Genomic DNA, 26,160 nt, shown 5'->3' on the forward strand with positions numbered 1-26,160 from the left:
TTTAAAATCCGCTTCTGTCATAGACGAATTTCAGTTTCAGGGAAGTAAAAATGGTTTCCAGCGCGTCTTTCCGCGCATTTCCATTCTCGCTTCATTGAGGACGATGAAACGCAACATACCTCAGGCAACAAACGAGCGCAGGATCGGGCAATCCTCGTCACGAAGCAGCAGAGCCAGAGCCTGATCAGCCGGAAGTCCTTTGCCGAAGAGATAGCCCTGACCAAAATCGCAGCCCAGATCCGTGAGGAACGCCAGCTGGCCGCGATCCTCAATTCCTTCTGCGGTGGTGGCCAGGCCCAGTCCCTGACTAAGCCCCATAATACCGCGGACAATGTCTGCGTATTTGCTATCGCGTTCGGAATTGATGATGAAACTGCGGTCAATCTTGATCTTGTCGAACTGGAACTGTGACAGTTGCGACAGGTTGGAATAGCCGGTACCAAAATCGTCAAGCGCCAGCCTGATGCCCGCTTCGCGCAGATCCCGTAGGATGCTGGCGGCGGCGGCCACATCGTGAATAATCGCGGTCTCGGTGATTTCAATTTCCAGCCGCTGCGGCGGATAGCCGGTCTCATTCAGAATAGACATGATGCGCAGCCCAAGCTGACGATCAGAGAATTGCGTGGGTGAAATGTTGAACGCCAGCCTGACAGAATCGGGCCAATGCAAAGCATCAAGGCAAGCCTGCCGCAACAGGCTCTCGGAAAGGGGCACAATCAGCCCGGCGCTTTCCGCAAACTCAATGAAATCGCTGGGCGCGACATATTGGGAAGGGCCGGTTTTCCAACGGGCGAGTGCTTCAAATCCGTGCACCTTGCCGGTCTTCAAATCAATCACCGGCTGATAATAGGGTACAATGGATTGTTCGCGGATGGCCGTTTTCAGTGCCATCTCCACTTCGGCGCGACGCACCACGCGGTCCTCCATAATCCGCTCATAGGCTGCAACATTGTTGTGGCCAGCCTTTTTGGCCGCATACATGGCAACATCGGCGCAGTGAACGGCATCGTTGAAGTCAGCGCTGTTTTCCGGGTAGAGCGCAAAACCAATACTGGCTCCAACCTCGGAGGTCATACCGCCCACATCATAAGGTGCTGACAATGTCTGACCGATAAGGTGGCCGAGATTGAGACAATCCATAGCGTCCTGACGATGGCTGACCACCAAAAACTCATCGCCGCCGAGGCGAAAAATCCCCGCATCGGGCAAAAGGGTCTGCAATCTTTTTGCCACGGCGCGCAGCAAAATATCTCCGCCTTGCGGGCCAGCCAGATCGTTGACCTTTTTAAACCCGTCCAGATCAATAGAATAGATAACGTGGGGCGTGTTGCGATCCTGCTCCTCGACCAGAAGAGCGTGGTTGAGAAGCGCACGGCGATTGGGCAGGGAGGTTAAGGGATCGTGGTTCGACAGCCAATCCATGTTGCTTTGAATCGTGTTCTTGACGTGGATCTCTGTCTTCAGATCATGAATGCGACGGCCAGCGTAAACAAGAGCGAGCAAGCCGGTGATGGTGATGGCATCAAACAGCTCGTCCAGCTGCCAGGCTTCATACCGGTGTAAAAATGCATCAAGGTGATCATGAAAGTTGAGGGCGATGGCTATAAGCCAAAAAGCCATTCCGACAATAAGAAGCACCAGGGCGTCTTTGAAGGCGCGATTGCGATCAGAGAATTGCATTTTCACCGCGAGCCATCTCCTTCAGACGACTGATCCCGATGCATGGCCGCCCATCTGGAAAATAGACACAGGTGGGTGAAGCTGGCGTTAATATAATATGCTAAATAACAAATATTGAGAGATTGTGGAACGTATTTCAACGTCAGGCGGTAAACAGATCGGCATCGCAGATGCTCTCCGAAAAAAAGCCATCCTCATAGAGATCTCTATGAGATTGACCGGCATTCTGTCGATCATGACTGAATACCGGTCAGGGACTGTTAACGGCACCTTACAACTGAGTGGGGTGTGATATTATTCCCACTCGATCGTGCCGGGTGGTTTTGATGTCACATCATAAACCACGCGGTTGATGCCGCGCACTTCGTTGATGATGCGGGTGGCGGCGCGGCCGAGGAATTCCATGTCATAGTGGTAGAAATCGGCGGTCATGCCGTCCACCGAGGTCACGGCGCGCAGCGCACAGACGAATTCATAGGTGCGGCCATCGCCCATGACACCCACGGTCTGCACCGGCAAAAGCACGGCAAAGGCCTGCCAGATGGCATCGTAAAGACCAGCTTTGCGGATTTCATCCAGATAGATCGCATCGGCTTCACGCAGGATGTCGAGCTTTTCGCGGGTCACGCCGCCGGGGCAGCGGATGGCAAGGCCGGGGCCGGGGAAGGGGTGGCGGCCAATAAAGCTGTCGGGCAGGCCAAGCTCCTTGCCCAGTACGCGCACTTCATCCTTGAACAATTCACGCAAAGGCTCCACCAGCTGCATGTTCATGCGCTCTGGCAGGCCGCCAACATTGTGGTGGCTCTTGATGGTCACCGATGGGCCACCGCTAAACGAAACGCTTTCAATCACGTCGGGATAGAGCGTGCCCTGGCCGAGGAAATCCGCACCGCCAAGCTTTTTGGCTTCTTCTTCGAAGGTTTCGATGAACAGGCGGCCAATGATCTTGCGCTTGGTTTCAGGGTCAGACACCCCTTCCAGCTCACCGACGAAACGATCAACGGCATCCACATGGATCAGGTGCAGATTGTAATGCTCCTGGAACATGGCCACGACATCGGCAGCCTCATTCTTGCGCATCAAGCCGTGATCAACCAGAATGCAGGTGAGCTGATCGCCAACCGCTTCATGGATCAACAGCGCTGCCACGGAGGAATCGACACCGCCGGAGAGCGCGCAGATCACCCGCTTGTCACCCACCTGTTGGCGAATGGCCTCAACCGCTTTGGCGCGGTAAGCCGACATGCTCCAATCGCCGGTGATGCCGGCAACATTGTGCACGAAGTTCTGGATCAGCCTTGCACCGTCTGGTGTGTGTACCACTTCGGGGTGGAACTGCACCGCGTAATATTTGCGCGCTTCATCGGCGATAAAGGCAAAAGGCGCGTTGGCCGATGTTGCAAGCACACGAAAGCCCGGAGGGATGGCGGTGACGCGGTCGCCGTGGGACATCCACACCTGATGGCGCGACCCTACCGACCAAAGGCCTTCAAACAATTCGCAATCCTGTTCGATTTCCAGAAAGGCGCGACCGAATTCGCGGTGATGGCCGCTTTCCACCTTGCCGCCAAGCTGGGCGCACATGGTTTGCTGGCCATAGCAGATGCCGAAGATGGGCAGGCCGCTTTCAAAGATCGCGTCTGGCACGCGGGGGCTGTTTTCATCCAGCGTGGAAGCGGGGCTTCCAGACAGAATGATCGCCTTGGGCTTGAGGCGGGCAAAGCCTTCAGCGGAGGATTGGAACGGGACGATTTCGCAATATACGCCGGTTTCGCGAACGCGGCGTGCAATCAGCTGCGTTACCTGGCTGCCGAAATCGATGATGAGAACGCTGTCGGGAGGTGCTATCTGGGTCATGGCGAGCCTTTAAAGAAAACTGCCGCATCTGGCAATTGAGAAATCGTTACAGTCATAAAAAACCGAAGATCGGCGGGATCAAAACCAGAAAACGCCCTCTTCCAGCGCCTTGATCAAGCTATCCACGGCATCAGCGAGCTTGCGGTCGATGATGTGCAGGTATTCGGTCCAGTCATTCACATGGGTAAGTTCTGATTTGCCATCGGAAATGCCGCGAAGGCCAATCAGCGGGCGGTTGAACATATGGCACACGCGCATGACCGCAAATGTTTCCATATCGACCATGTCCGCTTCAATGCCATCATAGGCGGCACCTGAGACAATATTGCCGCCGGTGGAGAGGCTGGCCGCAGCAATGCCGGGAATGCGCAAGGGCAATTCCACAACCGGCGGCAAATCGAGAAAGGGCGTCTTGCCTTTCTCAAACCCCAAAGGCGAGGCATCCATATCGCGATAGGCAACGGAGGAGGCCTGATAAACCTGGGTTTGCTCTAGTTTGGCAGACCCTGCCGAGCCAAGCGAGACGACCAGATCCGGCAAGGTGCCGGCAGCGTCCAGCGCCAGCAGCGCCTTGGTGGTGACAATAGAAGCCTCCACCGGACCAACGCCGGTCATCAAAGGCGCAATGCGGGAGCGCAAAAACGGGCCATATTCGGCGTCCACGGCCATGATGAACAGAATGGATTTACCGGAAGCCGATTTCAGTTCAAATGTCATTCACGAATATCCTCACGCCCCCGAATGACCATCAGCGTGCTGGTCATGGAGGCAATCAATTTTGCGGGGCCATCGCCAATGGCGTAGCCACGGCCATCGGCCACAATAATGGTGGAGCCGGGCTTGGTAATTTCACCGCGAAACAAAAAACGATCACCACGTCCGGGCGACATCATGTTGACCTTGAATTCTATGGTCAGCAGCGACGCATCATTGGCAATCACAGTGTAGGCGGCATAGCTGCAAGCGGTATCAAGGGCGGCTGAGATGACGCCGGCGTGGAGAAAGCCATGTTGCTGGGTGAGCTTGTCATGGAAGGAAAGCTCGATCTCGACCATTTTATGGCCGATCTGGGTCAGCTCGGCCCCAATGGTCTGCATCGCTCCCTGGCGCGCAAAGCTTGCCTTTATCCGCGTTTGGACATTGTCATCCATCATGTCTCGCCGCCACTTCTGTCACGTTGTAGCCATTTGGCATGACACAGGGTTTGAGGCAAGACAGGAACGGAAGGATCGGTTAATTCAGCAGATAAAGCGCCAGATTCAACACTGTTGCGAACGATACCCAGGCAGCATAGGGCACAAAACAAAGGGTCGCGATTTTATCCAGCCGTCTGGCCTGCCAGATAAAAGCAAAGATCAGCGACAGCAGAGCCAGAATGATCACCAGAGCAAGGCCGATGTCCTGCATGCCGAAAAAGGCCGGTGACCAGCTGAAGTTCAAGGCCATCTGCAAAAACCACAAGACCATGACATTTGAGGTTTTAGCCCGCTGCCAGATGCGTCCGCCTGCTACGCCCGCCAGCACATAGAGCACACTCCATACTGGGCCAAAAACCCAGTTTGGCGGGTTGAAGGCGGGTTTGACCAGGCTTGCGTACCAACTGCCGGGAAGATTGGCAAAGCCAATCAACACCCCGATACCGGTGGTGATGATGATGAAGGCGAGATTGATCCAGGCAGTGCGCATGGATCTTTATGTAACGCCACCTTGCTGTGAAGGAAAGACCGAAAAATCAACTCAGGCGGATGATGTGCTGATCCCAGTTGATGTTGGAGTGCGGCGTAACGAACTGCCCGTCATAGCTGGAAGTGGCAAAGCCATGGACGGCAGGGGCAATGCCCGCCGCGTCCTTGAGCGGCATCCGCGCAATCACTTTTCCGGTCTCGGCATCAAGGGAGACACTCAAACCGCGAATGGGCGAGCTTATCCCCACCAGCCCATCGCGTCGGTTGACGGCAATGGCTCCGACATAATTGGCAAGTCCGTCGGTGATTTCATCCGGTAGGTTCAGCCAACGCAGGCCATCGCCCGGTGCGAAATGGCCCACCAGCGGCGGCAGATCATTGCGCGGTCCCTGATATTGGCAGGCAAACCAGATCCGCCCCTTGGCATCGACAGCGATATGGCGAGTCGAGAGCTGGCGCAGCTCGGCTGGCATCTCGTGCTTTTCAATCAGCGCCCCGGTTTTGGCCTCCACAAGCACCAGAGAGGGCTGCATATGGTCGAGATTCAGCTTGGTGCGGCCAAAATCCGGGTGGGTTTCAATGCCGCCATTGGCAATGATCAGCAGGCGGCCATCATCGCTGACGCCCATATCATGCGGGCCAATACCGTAGGATGAAAACTCCGCCATGCGCCGAAAACCATCGGTGGCATCATAGAGGCCAATCACACCACGATTGGCCTCAAAATCATTCTCGCTGGCATAGAGAATGCGTCCATCCGGTGAGAAATGCCCGTGACCATAGAAATGCCGATCCGCCGGAGAATTGATCACAATCGGCTTTTTGCGATTTTGCCTGTCAAACACGAAAGCAAAGGTGCCAGGGCGGCGGGCAAAGGCCACCACCTTATCGGCGCTGGAGGCTAAACCATGGGCGCGGCCGGGCAAGGTGATCTGAGAGACGATCACGCCTTCTTCGCTCACCAAGGCCGCGCCAAATGTGCCATTGGCCGCCCGAAAGCCGGAGGCATAGACGGCATCGGTGCGCACCAGCGTTTCAGCCCGCGCTTCCGCCAGCCCGGCGAGATAGGCGATACCAGCGGCTTTGAGAAAATGCCGCCGATCCATCAAGGCACCCTTCATGGTGATCAATCCCCATCCGCAAAGGAAAAGCCAGCGGTAAGGCCAACACCACCGCCCACCCCATCGCTGAGATCGGTGATCATGGTGCGGCTATCTTTCAACAGGCTTTGCAATTTGGCTTTGTCTTCATCGCGGGTGACGGCCATTTGCACATCGGGTGTGATGCTGCTGGCAGTATTGATGAACTGGTCGGCAAGCTTGGTGACGTTGCTGACAATGCCGCGCTTGTCGGCAGGCAGCAGGGAGGCAACATCAGCCTTGGTCAACAGATCACGCACACCCTCAATATTGGCGCTGAGACTGACAAAAGTCAGGCTGGAGCGCCAGAAAATGGCCTGTTTGGGGGCAATTTTGTTGCTGGCGGGCTTATAGAAGGTTTCAATCCGCTCATCGCGCACCGCTTCTGTGCCATGCACCAAAATACCAAGCAGGCCGGTAACGGCCTCAGGGGCATCGCGGAAAGTGTCATTGTCCGGGCCCGGCTTTTTCCAGGCGTCCTGAATGCCGCCGGGCTGGTCCCAAAGTGAGGAGAGTGTGGCGGCCATGGTGTCCACATTGCCAGCAATGGCCGCGCCATAGAGGCAGCGGAAATTGCTCTTGTCTTTTGGCAGGCTGCCCGCTCCGGTGCCGAACAGCACATAGTCCAGCGCGCCCAAGCCCTGTATCGCCACACTTTTTTGCCGCAGGCTCTCTGACTGGGTGTAGCTTTTATCGTCTGAAGCAATGGCCGCCTGAATTTGCTTCAGCGCCAGACCCTTGCGATCGGGATAAAACAGAATGTGCTCAAAGCGGTTGTCCTCAATCACCGGCCCAACCCGCACAATTTCAATATGCCCCCAAGCCTTGACCGCCTCGGTAAAGGCGGCTTTGGCGGCAATGAAATTGCTCTCCGATGGCGCAGCACACAAATTGGTCATGGATGTGTGGAGGGCTGAAGCACTTGAATGAAAATGGCGGTAGCCGGGGCGAATAAAACCATCCACCACCTTTTCCATCACCGCAGGCACGGCCGCCGTTTGCAGCTGGCCTGCATGGGCGGCAGGCTCTTCGGCATGAAGTGGGGCGGTGGCTGCGACAAAAGCAGCCAGGGTGCAGGCGGCAAAAGAAGCGGCGGAGAGGGGCAGGGTAAAACGCATCATAGCGACTCCAAAAAACGGATCAGTGCCTTGCGATCATCCGGCACCATGGATGCAAATCTGTCACGGGCGGCCTTGGCTTCGCCGCCATGCCACAGGATGGCTTCTGGCAGGGTGGCGGCTCGGCCATCGTGTAAATAGGCCTGGGAGCCGTTGACGGCCTTGGTCAGGCCAAGCCCCCAAAGCGGCGGCGTGCGCCATTGGCGGCCATCTGCAAGGCCAACCTGCTGTCCATCGGCCAAACCCTCTCCCATGTCATGCAGCAGAAAATCGGAATAAGGCCAAATCAGCTGAAAGGCCAGCGCCGGATTGCTGACATCGCGCCGCGTCACATATTTCGGCCTGTGGCAAATGGTGCAGCCGGACGCATAAAACAGCGCCTTGCCTTGTAGAACATCAGCGGCACTGACATTACGGCGCTTGGGCGGGCTGAGTGTCTCGCTGTAAAAGGTCATGAGATCAAGCACGGGTGGTGGCGCTTCAACGGAGCCCAGACGTGGTTGCACCCCATTGGGCAGCGCAAGGCAGGCCGTTTGTTTGGCGGTGCAATCCCCCCAGTGGCGCGGATCATCCGGCGATGAAATGCCAATGTCACCGGCCAGCGCGCCAGCGCTCTGGTCGCGCACTGTGGCATTCTGGGCCTTCCAGCCGAAGCGGCCAATTTTGATCTCGCCGGTCAGGTGGTCCCGCACCTTTGCCACGGTGCCGGAAATGCCCTTGCCGTCGCGCTTTTGGTTGTCAGCATTGGCCTCAATATCCTGATCGGCAATCGCTTCAATCAGGCCCATGCCAATCATCGGGTTGGCAATGCGCGGCGAAAGCGTGGTGTCGGACCCCAGCGGTCCATAGGCCAGATTTTTCACACCATAGTGAGGTCGCCGCAAGGTGATGATCTCGCCGCCCGCAAGCTGCACCTTTTCATCGCTATAATGCACGCTCACTTGCCCTTCGGCGCGAAGGCCCGGCACGGCCCGGTCCTGAAGCTGTTGGCCGTAGGTGTCATCGGCAAAGTTCAGCACTTTCAAAGCGGCAATATCTGCCTTTTCCGCATCATTGCGGGCAGGGCGGGCAAGTCGCAAAAACATCGATGTCGCATCGCCGTCAGCCTGCGGTGCATGGCCTCTGCCGGCCCGAATATGGCAGCTTTCGCAGGAGCGCGCGTTAAACAGCGGCCCAAGCCCGTCAGAGGCCTGCGTCGATGACGGGGAGGATACCCAGAATTTCTGAAACAGGGCTTGGCCCAGCACAAAGGATTGCTGTTGATCGAAGCTCAGATTGGCCAGCGGATGGCCAAAAGCATTGCGCGTGGCTTTGCCGGTAAAGGTTGCGGCTCCTGCCGTCATGGCTTCAAACGGCTCAGGCTTGGAAAAATCGTCGGTTGGTGCGGTCACAGCGCTCACGCGGTCTGCCTCTGTTGGGGTGAGGTCAGGGCGCGGGTCTGCCGCAAGCGCGGTGGTGGCCAAGCCGGTCAACAAGACGATGCTCAACAACATTGGGGTGAGAGAAAATCGCCGCAAAATGGGCTTCCTTGTCGAAAATAGTCGCCATCCCAATGGGGATGGCGACCATAAATATGCTTATTTGAACACCGCGCTTGGATTGTCCAGGCTGTCGGAGCCTTCCATCTTCACTTCACCCAGATCGAGGGCGGCAACCACGCGCTGGATTGACTTGGTCTGATCAATCAAACCGTCAATACCAGCCTGTACGGTGGCATTGCCGTCCTTGTTGCCTTCCGCAATCATCTGGTCGTAATGCTCGATTGTCTTGCCGCGCTTGACCATGGCCGTCATGGCTTTCATGGTGGTGTTGAGCTTGGAGCGCATTTCCTTGTCGAGCTTCTTGTCCTTGGCGGCCACCAGATCAGACAGCGATGGGCCGGTCATCTTGGTGCCGTCAACGCGGGTGTATTTGCCGGTATAGGCTTCGCGAATGCCCGCGGCATCGTAATAATGCGAATTATAGGTGTTGTCCGAGAAGCAATCATGCTCTTCTTCGGGATCATGCAGCAGCAGGCCCAGCTTCATGCGCTCACCCGCCAGTTCGCCGTAAGACAGCGAGCCCATGCCGGTCAGAATAGCCTTGAGACCGGCTTGCGGATCGGCCAGCAAAGTCTTGGTGGCTTCGCCTTCCGGCTTCCACGCATCCACCATTTCCTGAAGATCGGCCACCAGCAAGGTCGAGGCTGATTTCAGATATTGGGCGCGGCGGTCACAATTGCCACCAGTGCAATTTTTCAAGTCATAATCGGTGTAAGGACGATTGCCAGCGCCGGGACCGGTGCCGTTCAAATCCTGCCCCCACAGCAGAAACTCGATGGCGTGATAGCCGGTTGCTACATTGGCTTCCACTTTGCCCGCTTCGTGCAGGGTGTTGGCCAGAAAATCGGGCGTCAGATTGGAGGCGTCTACGTCCTTGCCGTCGATCTTGATGGTCTTGTTGGCAATCACATTGGCGGTGTAAAGGGCATTGGTGTCGCTCTCGGTGCCATAGGATTTGTCAACATAATCGATCAAACCTTCGTCCAGCGGCCATGCGTTGACCTTGCCTTCCCAGTCATCCACGATCTTGTTGCCAAAGCGATAGACCTCGGATTGCTGATAAGGCACGCGCGCCTTGATCCATGCAGACCGGGCCTTGTTGAGCGTGCTCTTGCTGGGCTTGGCCAACAAAGCATCAATGGCCGCATCCAGGGTCTTGGCTGTGGTCAGCGAGTCCGAATATTTGGCCTCAGCCACATCGGCGTAATGCTTCAAAACAGCGTCTGGTGTCGGTGTGGGGGTTGCAGGTGCTGCAAGACTTGCGTGCGCAACGAACAGCGCCAATCCGGCGCTGATCATGAATGGTCGTGACATGCCCTCTCCTTTGGTGCCTTCTGGCACCTTTTCTTGATGGATGGCCTGTCATGGCGCAAAATTAAACTGGTGTCAAATAATCATGAATACCCTCAAGATTGAGGGTATTCATCTTGGCGCTTATATTTATGCGCGCTTCAGTTTTGCAAAAAAGAAGCCATCCGTTCCGGTTGTTGCCGGGCTGAGCGTCAGGCTCGTACCATTTTGCGAAACGGGCTTTGCTGCCGCATCGCCAATCACGCTGTTCCAGCGCTCCACCATTGGAACGGCGGTAAAATCGGGATGGCTTTCCAAAAACGCTTCAATCTGACGATCATTTTCCTCTGGCAGAACCGAGCAGGTCACATAGACCAGCTCGCCACCGGGCCGCACATAGGTCGCGGCTTCATCCAGCGCCTGCTTTTGCTGCTCGACGCGCTCTTGCACGCTGCGCTCTGTGAGGCGCCATTTGGTATCGGGGCGACGACGCCATGTGCCAGTGCCGGTGCAGGGCGCATCAACCAAAACCTTGCTGAAGCGCCCAAGCAGGGCTTGCAGCGCTTTGATATTGTCATGCACCTGCACATTATGGGTGCCAGCACGCTTGAGGCGCTCGATAATCGGTGCAAGGCGTTTACGGTCGCTGTCAAAGGCGTGCACCTGGCCCTTGTTGTGCATGGCAGCCGCCATGGCCAGCGTTTTGCCACCACCGCCTGCGCAAAAATCCAGCACCTGATCAGTGTCGCTTGGCTCCACCAGTTGCGATACCAGCTGTGAGCCTTCGTCCTGCACTTCAAACCAGCCTTTTTGAAAGGCAAGTTCGGCTGTAACATTGGGAAGGCGCGAAGCACCTTCGCCCGCCTCAACGCGAATACCAAGGCTGGACTGGGCGGCTGGCTTTACATTGGAGCGCTCCAGCGCTTTCAGCACCTTTTCGCGTTTGGCCTTCAAAGTGTTGACGCGTAAATCAAGGCTTGGGCGCAAGGCCAGTGCTTTGGCCTCTTCCAGCCAATTTTCGCCAAAGGCAGCTTCAAAGGAGGGGACGACCCAATCCGGAATATCGCCCTGCACACAGAGAGGTGCATGGGTCAAATCGCGGGCCAGAAATGCTTCTGTCTGGCTCTCGGTCAGCGGTGTTGGTGCATAGGTATCACCTTCAAGGGCTTCAGCCAAACTCTCAAGCGAATAGCCCCATTGCCGCAACAGAACGGCATAGGCCAAAGCTGTTGGGCTATCGTCATCCATCATATAGGCGTGAGATGATCTCATGCGCAGCGCGTCATAGACAATATTGCCGATGGCGGCGCGATCGCCTGAGCCTGCAAACCGATGGGCAAGACCCCAATCCTTGAGGCAATCGGCAACGGGCCTGCGCCGCGTTTCAATATCGCCCAATACTTCAATGGCTCCTGCAAGCCGTCCGCCCAAACGCATGGTCTTCTCCGTGTTAACCCGTCAGACTTTGCGTGGTAGCGGGGAATGCAGCCATGAGCAAGCAGTATCAGCCAATCAACTCATAACAGACTTTGCCGGTGCCGCTGGCAACCATGCCAAGATTGGCAGCAGCAGCCTTGGAAAGATCCAACACGCGACCCTTGATAAACGGTCCACGGTCATTGATCCGCACCACAACGGTTTTGCCGTTTTTGCGATTGGTGACTTTCACCTGCGTGCCGAAGGGCAGGGTCTTGTGGGCGGCAGTCAACTTGCTTGGGTTCATATGTTCACCCGAAGCAGTGCGCGAGTGTTCGGCGTACCAGGAAGCCCCTCCGCAGGAGGTTGCAGCAAATGCTTGCCAAGGTGCCAAAGCAACGAGGGTGGAAATAGCTGCGACTGTTACAAACGATCTGCTTGATGATACCAAAATTACATTCCCATTTTCAATTCTTGAGGCGTTTTTTGCGTGGGAACGCTTAAAGGTGGTCAAAAATGGCAAAAAAGTGCCTCACGTAATCACGGAATGTTACGTTAAGATATATTTGTGATGATGGTTGCGGTTTAACGGCTTGGTAAGGTTTTAGAAAAACTGTTTAAAATCAGCGGAAATGCGCAAAAATATTGCGCACTATGGTTTTAAATGGCGATCACAAAATATTTTTTCAAAGGCCAAAATAAAATGCCTTGAATGCCGCCTTGATTGGAAAAAATATAAGGCAGCAGCGCAATATTTCTGCCACTTTTGCCACATTTCGGGAATGAAAGTGCAAATCCTACTCTTGCGGACGTTGCAAAGCCCACAATTGCGCAAGCGAAACCCGGTAATCGGGATAGGCAAAGGTGAAGCCAAGGGCGCGGATTTTGTCGTTCTTCACCCGCTTGTTCTCGCCATAAAACGAGCGCGCCATGGGCGAGAGTTCGGCGGTTTCAAACGGCAGTTCCGGGGGCGGTTCAATGCCCATCAGCCGGGCGGCTTCTGTGACGACATCCTGCGGCGGGGCTGGTTCATGGTCGGTGATATTGAAGATGCCATCGGCCTTGCGCATCGCCAAAAACAGGGTGGCGCTGGCAATGTCTTCCACTCGAATGCGATTAAAGACCTGATCTTTTTTGACCAGCCTGCGGGCGGTGCCTTGGGCAAGGTTGAGCAAGCCATTGCGTCCGGGGCCGTAAATGCCCGACAGGCGCAAAGTTGCCAGCGGAACATCGGCCTGCTTTGCGGCTGCACACCAGGCATTTTCGGCCTCAACCCGCTCCTTGGAGCGCACGGAAACGGGTTTGCATGGCGTGTCTTCATCCACCCACGCGCCACCGTGGTCGCCGTAAACGCCCACAGTGGAGAGATAGCTGATCCATTGCAGATTGGGCATGACGGCTTTGAGATCACCTTGCGTCAAGCGCAGCACCGGATCACCATCGGCACCCGGCGCAATAGACTGCACCAGATGGGTGGTGGTTTCCATGGCAGCCAGCAGAACCGGCGAAAGCAGTTCGCCATCAAACACCAGCGGGTTGATGCCGAGTTCTGCCAGTGCCTTCGACTTGTCGGATGAACGGCTGGTGCCAAAAACCGTGTGGCCTTCTTGCAAAAAGCGCTGACCAATGGCCTTGCCGGAATATCCAGCTCCGAAAATCAATAGAGTCATTGTTGCACTCCTGCGTCACGCCACTCGTTGCGAACATCTTCATCGGGTTCGCTGGAACCATATAGGGCAAGGTTTTTAAAATCTGAAGGTGACATCAGGCGGGACAATGCCCAGACCGCCATGCCGCGCACATCTGGTGAGGCGTCATTCAGCAGCGCCTGACACTGCGGTATCAATGCGCGGATGGCGGAATTGCCCGCCGCAATCAATGTATTGCGCACAAAACGGTCGCGCCCGATGCGCTTGACGGGCGAGCCGCTGAAATGATTGCGAAAAGCGGCATCATCCAGTGTGAGGAAAAAGGCAATGTCGGGTGCCTGCAAATCGGCTCTGGCGTGCAATTTCATCTCGCGTGACAGGCTGGCGAACTTGTTCCACGGACAGGCGGCCAGACAGTCATCGCAGCCATAGATGCGATTGCCAAAGGCGGGGCGAAGCGCACGATCAATCACGCCCTTGTGTTCAATGGTCAGATAAGAGATGCAGCGGCGCGCATCAATTTGATAGGGGGCCGGAAAAGCATCGGTCGGACAGGCATCCAGACAGGACCGGCAAGAGCCGCAATGGTCGCGCTCACGCGCATCGATCTCCAGATCGGCAGTAGTAAACAGGCTGCCCAAAAACAGCCAGGAGCCGAAGGTGCGGCTGACCAGATTGGTATGCTTGCCCTGCCAGCCGAGCCCGGCAGCTTCTGCCAGCGGCTTTTCCATCACAGGTGCAGTATCGACAAACACTTTCACATCTTCGCCTGCACGGGCGGCAAAGCGGGTGGCAACCTCTTTCAGCTTGCCTTTGATAATGTCGTGATAGTCGCGATTGCGGGCGTAAACCGAGATGGCGGCTTTTTCCGGCTGGTCTTGCAAGGCGCGTGGGTCGCTGTCGGGGCCATAGTTAAGGCCAAACATCACGATGGAACGCACATCAGACCACAGCACGCGCGGGTCCGCCCGGCGCTCTTTGGTTTCGCTCATCCATGCCATGGTGCCATGATGGTTGGCGGCCAGAAATTCCTCGAGCCGCGCCGGGGCTTGGGGAATTCTGTCGGGGGCGGTGATGCGACAGACATCAAAGCCTTTGTCTGTCGCTTCCTGTTGCAGAAAAGCGGTGAGCTTGCGCCGCTTCTCGGTTGCTTTTTCGGCCGCCCGGTCGCTGTTGCGGTCATGCGGCATGGCCGATCTCCATCAACAATGGCTTCGTCAAAAGTCCAGATCAGCGTAATGCGACACAGGGGTCAGGCCGCGCACGCGCTCAGCCAAAAGCGGGCGAAACGACGGGCGTGATTTCAAACGCTGATACCAATCCTTGGCAATGGGCGATTCAGACCAATCGATCTCGCCGAGATAATCCAGAACGGAGATGGCAGCGCCCGCGGCCAGATCACCATAGCTGAGGCGATCACCAGCAAGCCATGTGCGCGAGCCAGCCAGCCAGCTGAGATATTTCATATGCTGGCGCACATTGCCGCGCGCCGTGCGCAGCACTTTTGAATCGGGCGCGCCGCCACCCAGACCATTGGGAATTTGCAGCTTGAACACCCGCTCGCGCGCCAAAGGCCGGGTGACGTCCTGTTCCATTTTTTGCAAAAACCAGTCGACCAGACGGCGAATTTCGGCCCGCTGGAACGGGTCTTCGGCCAAAAGGCGACGATCACGCTTCAAAACACCATGGGTTTCATCGAGAAATTCGGAAATCACCGTCGCACCGCACAGTGTGCGCATATTATCGTCAACATAGACTGGCAGCGTGCCAGCCGGGTTGAGGTTGAGGAATTCCCGACGCTTTTCCCAGGTCTGCTCTTCGACCAGATCTGCCTGAAAGCCGTATTCAGACAGGATCAATCGGACAAAACGCGACGTTGTTGACATGGGATGGTGATATAAAGTGGGCATTGCTGGCTGATGTCCGGTTAGGGCGTTGATCGTGTGGTGTTTTACAGTTTACGTATTTTGGCGGATGTGTGTCTCGTTCACATAAGCGCCAGCTTGCGTCTATAGCAGTATGGTTTCGTCATACAGGCGAATCGCTTGCCTTGTCACGCCTATCAAAAGGACAATCCATGGAAGATCAATCGATCATCAGTGCTCTCATTCTTGGTCTTATCGAAGGATTGACGGAATTCATACCGGTTTCATCCACGGCGCATGTGCTTCTGGCCGGTCAATTTCTGGGATTTAAATCGCCGGGCAATACATTTGCAGTGCTGATTCAGTTGGGTGCCATTCTGGCCATTCTCACCGTTTATATCCAGAAATTATTGTCTATCGCCTTTTCCTTGCCGAGCAATCCGCGCAGTCGCCACTTTGTTCTGGCTGTTCTGGTTGCCTTTTTGCCAGCCGCCGTCATTGGTGCCATCGCTCATGATTATATCAAGGCGGTGCTGTTTGAGACGCCGATGCTGATCTGCATCATGCTGATTGTTGGTGGGGTCATTCTTCTCATCGTTGATCGCATGGCATTCACACCGCGCTACACCGATGTGATGGATTATCCTCTGTCGCTGGCGTTGAAAATTGGCTTTTTCCAATGCCTGGCCATGATTCCCGGCACATCCCGTTCCGGTGCCACCATTGTCGGCTCCCTGCTGATGGGCACAGACAAGCGTTCTGCCGCAGAATTTTCCTTCTTTCTGGCCATGCCCACCATGTTGGGCGCTTTCGTGCTGGATCTCTACAAAAATCGCAATGCGTTGAGCATGGATGACGGCATGTTGATCGGGATTGGCTTTATCGCCGCCTTTATTTCGGCCTTGTTTGTGGTGCGCGGCCTGTTGGATTTCGTCTCAAAGCGCGGCTACACACCCTTTGCCTGGTGGCGCATTGGTGTCGGCGTGGTTGGCCTGATTGCGCTGCAAATCTACGGCTAAGTCATTGATAAAGCAGATGAAGATCACAAAAAGGCCCGCATCAAGCGGGCCACTTTTGGGCTGTAAAGCCATATCTGCCTAAGGCAATCTTGCGACAAGAGAGACTAAACTGATCCGGCTGTGGCCGTTTTGAAAACAACCGACCGCGACGCCTGTGCTTAGCGGGTAATCGAGCCCGTGCTGCACGGATCAACACCATAAGCTGGCGTGCAATTTCCCTTGCGGGCGGCAACCGTTGTGGGTGCCACGAAGGAGCCAGCGAGGATTACCAAAGCCGCACACGCGAAAAACAGTGCGATAGACTTGCCCATGAAAAAAGAACCTCAAAAGATCGAAATTGATGGCGCGGCGCATGATGTGGAAGCCCCGAACGCTGACCTGTGTTTACGCAGGGCTTCTTTCAACTTCAATAGCAGAATGCGCTGAATCAGCCGTTAATCGAACTAATTCAAGGGTGCGTCTTTTGTGCAACGCTGGCACAGAAGACGCAACAAAAGTGGAGGTTCAGGCCGCTTTACCAGTGCGGCTGTATTGGCCCTTGGGACGGAAATGCACCAGATAGGATGGCAGCACAGCCGAGACGGAGCGGCCATGGATGCCAAGACCTTCCAATGTGCGCCCTTCAGCCTTGGCGGCTGCCGACACAACATTGTCGCTCTTGAGAAGTGTCAGCTGATCATTGGTCAGAGGTGGCGTGATCAGCGGAATGGCGGATGCGACGCCCGCGATGAAAGATGCCATGCCAAAAGAGATCGAAACCAGCGGGTTCTGACGATCCACCACCCGCAGCATTTCCTCAAGACATTGCTTGAAGGTCAGAACTTCCGGGCCACCCAGTTCGTAAATGCCAGCCTTGATCTGGCCATCAACCGCTTTGCCCACGGCTTGCGCAAGATCTTCCACAAAGATCGGCTGGAATTTTGTCTGGCCACCGCCAATCAGCGGCAGGAAGGGGGCAATGCGGGCCATGGCGGCAAATTTATTGAAGAAATTGTCTTCCGGGCCAAAAACAATCGAGGGGCGCATGATGATGGCATCGGGCAGCACCTTGAGGATGGCCTCTTCGCCACGGCCCTTGCTGGCGGCATAGGCCGATTTTGATTTGGAATCTGCACCGATGGCCGAAATATGCACGAGCTTGGCACCAGCGGCCGCGGTTGCTTCGGCAACCGTTCGCGCCCCAAAATCCTGCACGGCATCAAACTTGTTGCGGCCGGATTCCATCAGGATGCCAACGCAATTGACAACGAAAGACGCGCCTTCGACGGCCTTGATCACGCTGTCCTTGTAGCGCAAATTGGCCTGCGACAGAGAAATCTGGCCGACATTGCCAAAGGGCAGCACAAAGCCAGCGAGATCGGGGCGGCGCACAGCCACGCGCACACGATAGCCACGCTGCGCCAGAACCCGCACCACGTGCCGACCGACGAGGCCGGAGCCACCGAAAACAGTAACAAGCGGCGGAAGATTTGCGAGTGTCATAGATAGCTCCTGCGGATCGGATAGTCAGACCAATTCATCTTGTTGTCTCTTATCGCTATTGCACCAAGAGGTGAAGCAGAATCATCACCTGTTTTGGGCAGCTTTCGCCCTTACTGCCCTTCGATGAGCACGATCTCGCCATCGGCCACTTCCTGACGGATTTTCACAGCCGCCTGATATTCAGCCGAGTTGTAGCAATCGAGCGCATCCTGAAGGCTTGGAAACTCGATGATCACATTGCGAGCCCTTGATTTTCCCTCAACCGCTTCGGTTTTGCCGCCGCGCGCCAGAAAAACCGCACCATAGCGCTCAAAGGCCGGCTTGGCTGTTGAAATATAATCCTTGTAGCGCTCGGCGTCGCGCACATCGACCCGCGCAATCCAATATCCCTTTGCCATCAAATCACCTCTTTCGTTTTCTCTTGTTTGATCGGTGATATAGAGGCCAACGTCAAGCCATAGCGCAAGATCACGCCTTAGAGTTTGTCACGGAAAACGTGGGGACAAAACGTGGGGACATGGAAGAGCGCGGGTGGCTCTTTCGTGTTTTTGCATTGCACTATAATCCTTTGAAGCTCTAAGGCTTTTGAGATAGGTTGAAACACGTCGATTCTGGCACGGGTGCAAGAGGCAAAATTGATGGCAAAGCCGGTTTACACCGCGTTCCTCGCGCTGCTGCTGCACAATGTGGGTTTTGCAAGCGCCGATGCAGCCTCTGCAACACGGGGTGCGCCGGGTGCGGTTCCCTGTTCGGCCGAGCTGTATGAGACATTGCGCGCCGTGCCGGACGATGTTTCGCTGGTGCAGCCGGTTGCCTGCAAGGTTGAGCTAACGCGCGATGATATGGTGACCACGGATCTTGCTTTTCTGGGTGCGCGCGCCAGCGGCGCAAGTCTGGATTGCCACGGTGGCATTATTGGTATTCCGGGCCGGGTTCCCAAGGATGCACCGCCAACCATTCAAATCAGATCGTTGCAGGATGAGCAGGGCAAATGGAATGTTCCCCGCAATATCACCATCCGCAATTGCCGCATTTATGGCTCCATTCGCATTTCGGGGCTTGGGATCAATGGTGAGGCGGATAATGTGCGGCAATCATCGCTCAATCGCAACCACACCGAGTTTGCTCAGGCGGCCGCGCCATCCAATATCGTGCTGGACAATTTAACCATCGTTGCCGATGGCCCAACGCCGGTCTATCTTGCACCGGGGGTCACCAAAGTCACTCTTTCTCATTCGGTCATCAGTGGTTTCACCAAGGGTTCCGGTGTTTATCTTGATGCGGAAACCGCCCATAACGTGATTTCGGGCAATCGTTTCGATGTGACGACGAGAAACAGGGAAGTGCTGTCCGTCGATGGTTCTGCAAACAACGTGATTGAGAACAACAGCTTCACCAATGCGGCGCACGGCGGCATTTATCTTTATCGCAACTGCGGCGAGGGCGGAACAATCCGCCATCAAACGCCGCAGCACAATCGGATTTCCGGCAATAGCTTTGTGTATCAGGATTTGGCGCATCCCAAGCCCGCCGTGTGGCTGAATGCCCGTGAGCCATGGCAGAATTTCTACTGCAATGACGACCCGCCAGCACCCTTTGGTAGTGGTGCGGATAACCACAGCTTTGCCGATTTCAACATCGTCACCAACAATCAGCTTGTTGGCGGCGATGCCAAGTTGATCCGCGACAACGGAAAAAACAATACCGTCAGCGGCAATAGCCAAAAAGCTAAATAACGCTTACAGCGCGGCTTGCATCTCAGTCAGAATGGCCTGCGCTGCGGCTTTCGGGTCTTGGGCCTGGGTGATGGGGCGTGCCACTACCAGATGGCTTGAACCGGCAATCAAGGCTTGGGCCGGTGTCATCACCCGCTTTTGATCGCCATTATCCGATCCTGCCGGGCGAATGCCGGGCGTGACCAGCGCCATGTCTGGCCCAAGAATGGTGCGCACCGCATTTGCTTCCTGCGCCGAGCAGACAATGCCGCCCATGCCTGCCGCTTTGGCCTGGGCTGCGCGGGTCAGCACAAGGCTTTTGGCATCATGGCTATAGCCAGCATCGATGAGATCCTGATTGTCCATTGAGGTCAACACGGTCACGCCGAGCAGGCAGAGATCCGAGCCTTTGGCAGCATCCACAGCAGCTTTCATGGCTTTGGGGTAGGCGTGCAGGGTCAGCATGGTCATGCCCATTTTGACAATGTTTTCCACGGCGGATGCAATGGTGTTGTCAATGTCGAGCAATTTCATATCGAGAAAGATCTTTTTGCCGCTTTGCGCCAGATCGCGCGCCAGCTCCAGACCGCCAGCAAAGGCCAGCTGATAGCCGATCTTGTAAAACAGCACATCATCGCCCAGCGTTGATACCAGCGTCTCTGCCTGTGCCGTGTTTGGTACGTCCAAGCCAACAATCAAACGGTCTCGCGCATCCATGGGCCATCTCCCTGCCAATCTTCCATGGCCGTCAAGTCGCACGAGATGCGTCGATCTGCAAGCGGGAAACCAAGGAGATTACCGCTGCGTTGGAGTTTGTCTTCCCAGGAAAACCGGATTCCGGTTTAAAGAATTATGCAGCAACATCAGCGGCGGCGGTAGACCCACAATTGAGCGGGGGGAATATTGCGGACCACAAAATCAAAATGCTGAACGTAATAGCTGCCACCATTGGCGATCACTGGCGACATGGGGCCATAGGAAATCTGCATGAAGGGGCGTCCATGAGGTACGCGATCCAGCATGTCTTCCACCAGCTTTACGCGGTCCTGCATGGGGAAATTGAGGAGGGGGACGGCAGAGATCACACAGTCAAAGGTCAGGCCAGCCAGCGGCCCCAGCGTGTTTTCGATGTCGAAGGCATTTCCCTGTACGAAATTGACGCCGGGAATGGTGGCCTTCAAGTGCTTGAAGAAGGCGTCCGAATATTCGACGGACACCAGCTTTTCCGGCTCAATGCCCCGGCCCAGAATGGCCTTGGTGATAACGCCAGTGCCCGGCCCAAGCTCCAGAACAGGCAGACCCGATTCTGGATTGACGATGCTGGCCATGCGCCGTGCGGTGATGCCGGAGGTTGGCACAATGGCCCCCACCTGCTTTGGTCCTCTCATGGCACCCTTGAAGAAGCGGATTTCTTCGTCGAATTTCTTTTCAAACCGTTCTTTAAGGTTGAACTTCATGGACTGCCATCTCCTAACAGTATGTCTCGCATCCATCATGGCTGCGTTAACAGTATGTTCGCTTCATTTGTCGCAAAAACAAGACAAAATGGCGCAGATGTGAAAAATTTATGACCCGCAGTCCACAAAGTTGAGATTTTTGATCTGCGGCATGTCCGCTCGGTGTAAACGCCCCTTAAACCCGCATTGGCATGAGCACGTAGAGCGCATCATCGCCAGCCGTATCGCGGATCAAGGTTGGAGAGCCTGCATCGGCCAACAGAAAAATCGCCTCTTCGCCAGACAGCTGCGCGGTAATGTCGAGCAGATATTTGGCGTTGAAGCCGATTTCCATGGTGTCGCTGTCATAGCCCACGGCCACTTCTTCGGTGGCGCTGCCGGAATCCGGGTTGTTGACGGTCAACATCAAGTGACCATCGCCAATTGCCAGTTTCACGGCACGGCCGCGCTCGGACGAAATGGTTGATACGCGGTCCACAGCACGGGCAAAGGTCTGGCAATCGACGCGCATTTCCTTGTCGTTGGATTGCGGAATGACGCGCTGGTAATCGGGGAAAGTGCCATCGATCAACTTGGAGGTTAGCACGATCTCGCCAATGCCGAGGCGGATTTTTGCATCCGACACTTCCAGATTGACAATCAATTCAGGATTATCGACCAGTTTTTGCAACTCGCCCACGGTTTTACGCGGAATGATGATGCCGGGCATGCCTTCCGAGCCGGATGGCGCTTCCACATCGGCGCGGGCCAGACGGTGGCCGTCTGTGGCAACGGCGCGCAGCTTAAGCTTGCCATCGGCTTCAATGGTGTGAAGATAGATACCGTTGAGGTAATAGCGGGTCTCTTCGGTCGAGATCGCAAACTGGGTGCGATCAATCAACATCTTGAGGTCCGATGCCTTGAGCTTGAAGGAATGGCTGAAACTGCCAGCCGTCAAATCCGGGAAATCCGATTCCGGCAGGCATTGCAGCGTGAACTTGGAGCGCCCGGAGGCAACCGTCATGCTGGCCCCATCGGGATTGGTGGACAGCAGCACTTCTGCACCATCCGACAGCTTGCGCACGATTTCATAAAGCAGATGGGCGGGCACCGTTGTGGCACCAGCCTGCTCGACATTGGCGGGTGTGGCTTCGGTGATTTCCAGATCAAGGTCGGTTGCCTTCATGGCGAGGCTCTGGCCATCGGCCCGCAGCAACACGTTGGAGAGGATCGGAATGGTGTTTCTGCGCTCGACCACACGGTGCACGTGGTTCAAGGATTTCAGAAGGTTGGACCGTTCAAGAGTAATACGCATAGACGCTGCCACTTTCGACCTGTGCGATCCTTGCATGGATCGGCTCTGCCTGTTCCAGGCGCTAACGCCCGGAGGATTGGGACGGGCAAAATGGCAGGAAAAGCCTCTCAAATGCAAGGCCTCAAGCGCTTTTGAGCGCCGATGTTTCACGCTTTCCACTGGGAAGGGCTGGGAGAAGCTTGCCGTAGGCGCATCTCTGCCGCATAACGACCTCTTGAACACAGCCCTGTCGTCAAGAAAGTCGTGGCCGAGATTTTGACCCAAACCCAAAACGATCAAGCCCCAAACCATCCAGAGCAGGACGCTGCCAAAACCTTTCGTGTGCATGATCGGGCCGTCACTGCCCGGCCGATGGAGGTTGCGCTCTATCTGGTGGCAACCCCGATTGGCAATCTCGGTGACATTACCTTGCGCGCGCTGGAAGTGCTGGCCGGTGCTGATGTACTGGCCTGCGAAGACACCCGTGTTACCCGCGTGTTGCTGGATCGCTATGGTATTGCGACCCGGCCTTACGCCTATCATGAGCACAATGCCGAAGAAGTGGGGCCAAAGCTGATTGCAGCGCTCACGGCTGGAAAATCCGTGGCTTTGGTGTCGGATGCCGGAACACCTTTGGTGTCTGATCCCGGCTACCGGCTTGGGCAACTGGCGTTGGAAGCCGGTTTGAAAGTGGTGCCCATTCCGGGGCCTTCCGCGCCGCTGGCGGCGCTGGTTGGCTCTGGCCTGCCCAATGATGCCTTTGTCTTTGCGGGGTTCTTGCCTACCAAGGATAAGGCAAGGCGCGATCGCCTGGCCCAATGGGAAGCCACGCCCGCAACCCTGATTTTCTTTGAATCGCCCCATCGCATTGGCGCAACGCTTGCCGCCGCCGCAGATGTGATGGGCAGTGAGCGCGCCGCCTGTGTGTGCCGTGAGTTGACCAAGACCTATGAAGAGTTTCGCCGTGGCACGCTGGGTGAATTGTCGGCCTATTATGATGATGAGCGGCAGGTCAAAGGCGAGATCGTGCTGGTGATAGGGCCGCCGCTGGAAAAAGCCGCCCCCGATGCCGCCGATATTGACCGTTTGCTGATCGAACTGTCGAAAACCCTGCAAACCGCCAAGGCCGCCGCAGAAGCCGCCAAACAAACCGGCCTGCCGCGCAAAGAGCTGTATCAACGGCTTTTGGAGCTGAAGTCGTCGTCATGACCCCAAAGTCCAAGCCGACAGGTTCTCGCCGCAGGGCCGAACGGCGGGGCCGCTGGTCGGAATATCTGGCGGCGGCCTGTCTGATGTTGAAAGGCTATCGCATTGTGGCGCTCCGCCATAAAACCAGATGGGGTGAGGTGGATATCATTGCCCGCCGGGGCGATCTCGTGGTGCTGGTGGAGGTGAAAGCCCGCGCATCGCGACAACTGGCCGTGGATGCCGTGAGCTTTGAAAGCCAGCGCCGTATTCGCGCGGCTGGCGATGTCTGGCTATCGCGCCAAGCCGATGCGGCCCGCCTTTCCATTCGCTGTGATATCATGGCAGTCGTGCCCGGGCGCTGGCCTTTGCATATCAAGGATGCGTTTTAAATCCCCTCAATATTGACGGGCTGTTTCAGTATTTCGGTTGTTGCGTATTTTGTAATCATTCCGTCACAAAACAGTTAAGTGCCTGTCACGAAGTCTCTCTAATGGCTTGCTCACCCCATTTTGGCGGAGAGGATCAAACCATGTTCAAGAAGCTTTCGATGGCCGCATTGGCCGTGACTGTATCGACCACATCATCATTTGCCGCAACCAACATCAGCTGGTGGCACGGCATGGGTGGCCGCAACGGCGAAGTCATCAACGAATTGTCGCAGAAGTTCAACGCATCCCAGAGCGAATGCGTGCTGACACCGGTTTCCAAGGGCTCTTACGAAGAAGCTCTGGCTGCTGGCATCGCCGCTTTCCGCTCGCACGATCAGCCCAACATTTTGCAGGTGTTTGATGCAGGCTCCGCCACCATCATCAATGCCAAGGGCGCGACCATTCCAGCGGAAGACCTGCTGACCAAGGCCGGTTACAAGTTTGATCGCAGCGCTTTCATTGAAGGCGTTCGTTATTTCTATGCTGACAAGACCGGCAAGTTCATCGGCATGCCGTTCAACTCGTCGGCTCCAATTCTTTACATCAACACCGAAGCCCTGAAAAAGGCTGGTGTTGAAGCGCCAAAGACCTGGGAAGAGTTTGAGAAAATCGCTCCAAAGCTGAAGGCTGCTGGCTACATCCCGCTGGTGCAGTCGCAGTTGACCTGGGAATTCACCGAGAATTTCTTCTCGCGCAACAACATTCAGTTCGCATCCAACAACAATGGTTATGACGGTCTGGCTGGCACGACACTCAATGTCACCGATCCAAACCATGTGATGATGTATGAAAAGCTGAAGGCCTGGAAAGACGAAGGCTATTTCGCTTATTACGGTGCAGGCTGGAACGACAATCAGAAGCCTTTTGAAGAAGGCAAGGTTGCGCTGTGGGTCGGCTCTTCCGGCTCGTTCGGTGGCTTGCAGAAGACGGCTTCCATGCCATTTTCCGCAACCTTCCTTCCCTACTGGGGCTCCATCAAGGGTGCAGGCGTCCACAGCTTCATCGGTGGCGCTGCTCTTTATGCCATGTCTGGCAAGTCTGAAGCTGAAAACAAGTGCACAGCCGCTTTCTTCAACTTCCTGACCTCGCCTGAAATCCAGAAGTTCTACCATCAGGCCACCGGTTACGTTGCCATCACCAAGGCTGCTTACGAGCTGACCAAGAAGGAAGGCTATTACGAGAAGAACCCTGTTGCCGAAGTGGGCATCAAGCAGCTTTCTCTGCCAGGCGGCGAGTGGGACAAGGGCTATCGCCTTGGTTTCTACCCACAGATCCGCTCGGTGATGGAGCGCGAATACAACAAGATCTTCTCTGGTGAAACCACGCCAAAGGCTGCGATGGAAACCATCAAGAAGGAAGGCGACGAGATTCTCGCACGCTTCGCCAAGACCGCAGGCTGAGCCTTGAAATCCTGACATGATCCATCCCGGAGGCGATTTATCGCCTCCGGGACTTGCTTTGAAAGGTTGCCGCGATGAAGCGTGTCCAGTTCAACTCGCGATTTCTGCCCTATTTTTTCCTGATGCCGCAATTTTGCATTGTCGCTATCTTTTTCTACTGGCCGGCCGTGCAGGCCATCCAGTCGTCATTTTACATTGAAGACCCGTTTGGCTTCGGCTCGACCTTTGTTGGCCTTGCCAATTATGCCGATATGTTTGGCTCAGACGAATATCGCAAAATCGCGCTTTTCACCCTGTGTTTCAGCGTCATCGTCACTTTTCTGGTGCTCTCGATTGGCACGCTTCTGGCAGTCAAGGCCGATGCCGTGATCCGTGGGCAATCGGCCTACAAAACGTTGCTGATCGTCGTCTATGCCATTGCGCCGCCGGTGGCAGGCCTGATTGGCATGATGTTCTTTGATCAGCACATTGGTCCTTTTGTGAAATTCGTCGCCCTGTTTGGCTGGGACATGAAGGTGGGTCTGAATTATTTCGACACTGCCTTTGCCATGGTGTCTATCGCCGTGTGGAACCAGATTCCGTATAATTTCATCTTCATCCTCTCAGGCCTGCAAGGCATCCCGGCCTCGGTGCGCGAAGCGGCCACACTGGATTGCCGCTCCGGCACACGCCGGTTCTGGACCGTAACCATGCCGCTTTTGACGCCCACCGCGTTCTTCCTGCTGGTGGTCAATATGACCTATTCGCTGTTTGATACGTTTGGTGTGATCGACGTGATCGTCAAGGACAAGCCTGCCGATAACCCCATCACCCTGGTCTACAAGGTCTACACCGATGGTTTCCGCGGCAATGACATTGGCTCATCCTCGGCGCAATCGGTGATCCTGATGGTTGTCGTGCTGGTTTTGACCATGATCCAATTCCGCTTCATCGAGCGGCGTGTTCACTACGGTTGAGG

26 protein-coding genes are annotated in these 26,160 nt (G+C 55.7%); 6 read left to right on the top strand and 20 right to left on the bottom strand.

From position 1 onward, the window contains the following. Nucleotides 1–120 precede the first annotated feature (120 nt). From E6C51_RS14225 to E6C51_RS14290, 14 genes are all read right to left on the bottom strand, one after another. Nucleotides 121–1,680 carry a putative bifunctional diguanylate cyclase/phosphodiesterase gene (locus E6C51_RS14225; RefSeq protein WP_230987321.1) on the bottom strand — a complete coding sequence of 520 codons (1,560 nt, stop codon included), beginning with the start codon at nucleotides 1,678–1,680 and terminating at the stop codon, nucleotides 121–123. Between the two features lie 294 nt (nucleotides 1,681–1,974). After that, nucleotides 1,975–3,537, bottom strand: a complete 1,563-nt coding sequence (guaA, locus tag E6C51_RS14230; RefSeq protein WP_146932333.1) for a glutamine-hydrolyzing GMP synthase — start codon at nucleotides 3,535–3,537, stop codon at nucleotides 1,975–1,977. A gap of 78 nt (nucleotides 3,538–3,615) precedes the next feature. Continuing rightward, on the bottom strand, nucleotides 3,616–4,254 hold the full coding sequence (locus E6C51_RS14235; RefSeq protein ID WP_146932331.1) for a 5'-methylthioadenosine/S-adenosylhomocysteine nucleosidase: 639 nt from the start codon (nucleotides 4,252–4,254) through the stop codon (nucleotides 3,616–3,618). Continuing rightward, nucleotides 4,251–4,688: a PaaI family thioesterase gene (locus tag E6C51_RS14240; protein WP_146932763.1), complete on the bottom strand. Its 438-nt coding sequence runs from the start codon at nucleotides 4,686–4,688 to the stop codon at nucleotides 4,251–4,253. Before E6C51_RS14240 ends, E6C51_RS14235 begins: the two co-directional genes overlap by 4 nt. Nucleotides 4,689–4,770: 82 nt before the next feature. Beyond that, on the bottom strand, nucleotides 4,771–5,223 hold the full coding sequence (locus E6C51_RS14245) for a TspO/MBR family protein (protein ID WP_190236439.1): 453 nt from the start codon (nucleotides 5,221–5,223) through the stop codon (nucleotides 4,771–4,773). Between the two features lie 46 nt (nucleotides 5,224–5,269). Further along, a complete protein-coding gene (locus E6C51_RS14250) occupies nucleotides 5,270–6,343 on the bottom strand; it encodes a DUF1513 domain-containing protein (protein ID WP_190236466.1) in 1,074 nt (357 codons plus the stop codon). Nucleotides 6,344–6,348: 5 nt separating this feature from the next. After that, entirely contained in the window at nucleotides 6,349–7,482 is a 1,134-nt protein-coding gene (locus E6C51_RS14255; RefSeq protein ID WP_230987313.1) for an imelysin family protein, read from the bottom strand. Further along, nucleotides 7,479–8,972 carry a di-heme oxidoreductase family protein gene (locus tag E6C51_RS14260; protein ID WP_190236468.1) on the bottom strand — a complete coding sequence of 498 codons (1,494 nt, stop codon included), beginning with the start codon at nucleotides 8,970–8,972 and terminating at the stop codon, nucleotides 7,479–7,481. Before E6C51_RS14260 ends, E6C51_RS14255 begins: the two co-directional genes overlap by 4 nt. Nucleotides 8,973–9,056: 84 nt before the next feature. Next, entirely contained in the window at nucleotides 9,057–10,334 is a 1,278-nt protein-coding gene (locus E6C51_RS14265; protein WP_146932325.1) for an imelysin family protein, read from the bottom strand. A 126-nt stretch (nucleotides 10,335–10,460) separates the two neighbouring features. Beyond that, on the bottom strand, nucleotides 10,461–11,747 hold the full coding sequence (locus tag E6C51_RS14270; RefSeq protein WP_190236440.1) for an RsmB/NOP family class I SAM-dependent RNA methyltransferase: 1,287 nt from the start codon (nucleotides 11,745–11,747) through the stop codon (nucleotides 10,461–10,463). Between the two features lie 67 nt (nucleotides 11,748–11,814). Continuing rightward, nucleotides 11,815–12,138, bottom strand: a complete 324-nt coding sequence (locus E6C51_RS14275) for a septal ring lytic transglycosylase RlpA family protein (protein ID WP_407920815.1) — start codon at nucleotides 12,136–12,138, stop codon at nucleotides 11,815–11,817. A 385-nt stretch (nucleotides 12,139–12,523) separates the two neighbouring features. Continuing rightward, a complete protein-coding gene (locus E6C51_RS14280; protein WP_190236441.1) occupies nucleotides 12,524–13,396 on the bottom strand; it encodes an SDR family oxidoreductase in 873 nt (290 codons plus the stop codon). Continuing rightward, the gene (gene queG / locus E6C51_RS14285) at nucleotides 13,393–14,565 is read right to left on the bottom strand and encodes a tRNA epoxyqueuosine(34) reductase QueG (RefSeq protein ID WP_190236442.1); all 1,173 of its coding nucleotides are present in this window, start codon (nucleotides 14,563–14,565) and stop codon (nucleotides 13,393–13,395) included. The genes E6C51_RS14280 and queG overlap by 4 nt, the downstream gene beginning before the upstream one ends. A 27-nt stretch (nucleotides 14,566–14,592) precedes the next feature. Beyond that, nucleotides 14,593–15,285, bottom strand: coding sequence for a glutathione S-transferase family protein (locus E6C51_RS14290; protein ID WP_075639114.1), 693 nt, complete (start codon nucleotides 15,283–15,285; stop codon nucleotides 14,593–14,595). Nucleotides 15,286–15,452: 167 nt separating this feature from the next. Here E6C51_RS14290 and E6C51_RS14295 point away from each other — a divergent pair, with 167 nt between their 5' ends. Continuing rightward, on the top strand, nucleotides 15,453–16,259 hold the full coding sequence (locus tag E6C51_RS14295) for an undecaprenyl-diphosphate phosphatase (protein WP_146932312.1): 807 nt from the start codon (nucleotides 15,453–15,455) through the stop codon (nucleotides 16,257–16,259). 158 nt (nucleotides 16,260–16,417) lie between these two features. Here the strand turns inward: E6C51_RS14295 and E6C51_RS14300 are convergent, their stop codons facing one another. The 3 genes from E6C51_RS14300 to E6C51_RS14310 form a co-directional block, all read right to left on the bottom strand. After that, nucleotides 16,418–16,570 (bottom strand): hypothetical protein, encoded by a 153-nt coding sequence (locus E6C51_RS14300; protein WP_175577230.1) that lies wholly within the window; start codon nucleotides 16,568–16,570, stop codon nucleotides 16,418–16,420. Nucleotides 16,571–16,763: 193 nt separating this feature from the next. Then, a complete protein-coding gene (locus tag E6C51_RS14305) occupies nucleotides 16,764–17,741 on the bottom strand; it encodes a complex I NDUFA9 subunit family protein (RefSeq protein WP_146932310.1) in 978 nt (325 codons plus the stop codon). A gap of 110 nt (nucleotides 17,742–17,851) precedes the next feature. Beyond that, complete coding sequence (locus E6C51_RS14310) at nucleotides 17,852–18,139, bottom strand: DUF1330 domain-containing protein (protein ID WP_146932308.1); 288 nt, start codon at nucleotides 18,137–18,139, stop codon at nucleotides 17,852–17,854. 240 nt (nucleotides 18,140–18,379) lie between these two features. Here E6C51_RS14310 and E6C51_RS14315 point away from each other — a divergent pair, with 240 nt between their 5' ends. Continuing rightward, nucleotides 18,380–19,477, top strand: coding sequence for a right-handed parallel beta-helix repeat-containing protein (locus E6C51_RS14315; RefSeq protein WP_190236443.1), 1,098 nt, complete (start codon nucleotides 18,380–18,382; stop codon nucleotides 19,475–19,477). Between the two features lie 3 nt (nucleotides 19,478–19,480). On the opposite strand, the gene pyrF is transcribed toward E6C51_RS14315, so the two are convergent. The 3 genes from pyrF to dnaN form a co-directional block, all read right to left on the bottom strand. Next, a complete protein-coding gene (gene pyrF / locus E6C51_RS14320; protein WP_146932304.1) occupies nucleotides 19,481–20,173 on the bottom strand; it encodes an orotidine-5'-phosphate decarboxylase in 693 nt (230 codons plus the stop codon). 146 nt (nucleotides 20,174–20,319) lie between these two features. Then, a complete protein-coding gene (pmtA, locus tag E6C51_RS14325; protein ID WP_146932302.1) occupies nucleotides 20,320–20,913 on the bottom strand; it encodes a phospholipid N-methyltransferase PmtA in 594 nt (197 codons plus the stop codon). A gap of 175 nt (nucleotides 20,914–21,088) precedes the next feature. Beyond that, nucleotides 21,089–22,207 carry a DNA polymerase III subunit beta gene (gene dnaN / locus E6C51_RS14330; RefSeq protein ID WP_190236444.1) on the bottom strand — a complete coding sequence of 373 codons (1,119 nt, stop codon included), beginning with the start codon at nucleotides 22,205–22,207 and terminating at the stop codon, nucleotides 21,089–21,091. 252 nt (nucleotides 22,208–22,459) lie between these two features. On the opposite strand from dnaN, the gene rsmI reads away from it, so the two are divergent. From rsmI to E6C51_RS14350, 4 genes are all read left to right on the top strand, one after another. After that, nucleotides 22,460–23,395, top strand: coding sequence for a 16S rRNA (cytidine(1402)-2'-O)-methyltransferase (gene rsmI / locus E6C51_RS14335; RefSeq protein ID WP_230987323.1), 936 nt, complete (start codon nucleotides 22,460–22,462; stop codon nucleotides 23,393–23,395). Then, nucleotides 23,392–23,763, top strand: a complete 372-nt coding sequence (locus E6C51_RS14340) for a YraN family protein (protein WP_190236445.1) — start codon at nucleotides 23,392–23,394, stop codon at nucleotides 23,761–23,763. The genes rsmI and E6C51_RS14340 overlap by 4 nt, the downstream gene beginning before the upstream one ends. A 140-nt stretch (nucleotides 23,764–23,903) precedes the next feature. Next, complete coding sequence (locus E6C51_RS14345) at nucleotides 23,904–25,202, top strand: extracellular solute-binding protein (RefSeq protein ID WP_146932296.1); 1,299 nt, start codon at nucleotides 23,904–23,906, stop codon at nucleotides 25,200–25,202. Between the two features lie 74 nt (nucleotides 25,203–25,276). Further along, entirely contained in the window at nucleotides 25,277–26,158 is an 882-nt protein-coding gene (locus tag E6C51_RS14350; protein WP_190236446.1) for an ABC transporter permease subunit, read from the top strand. Nucleotides 26,159–26,160: the final 2 nt, after the last annotated feature.

It is taken from the genome of Gillisella terrae (genome assembly GCF_004801395.1).
Lineage (GTDB): Bacteria > Pseudomonadota > Alphaproteobacteria > Rhizobiales > Rhizobiaceae > Allorhizobium > Allorhizobium terrae.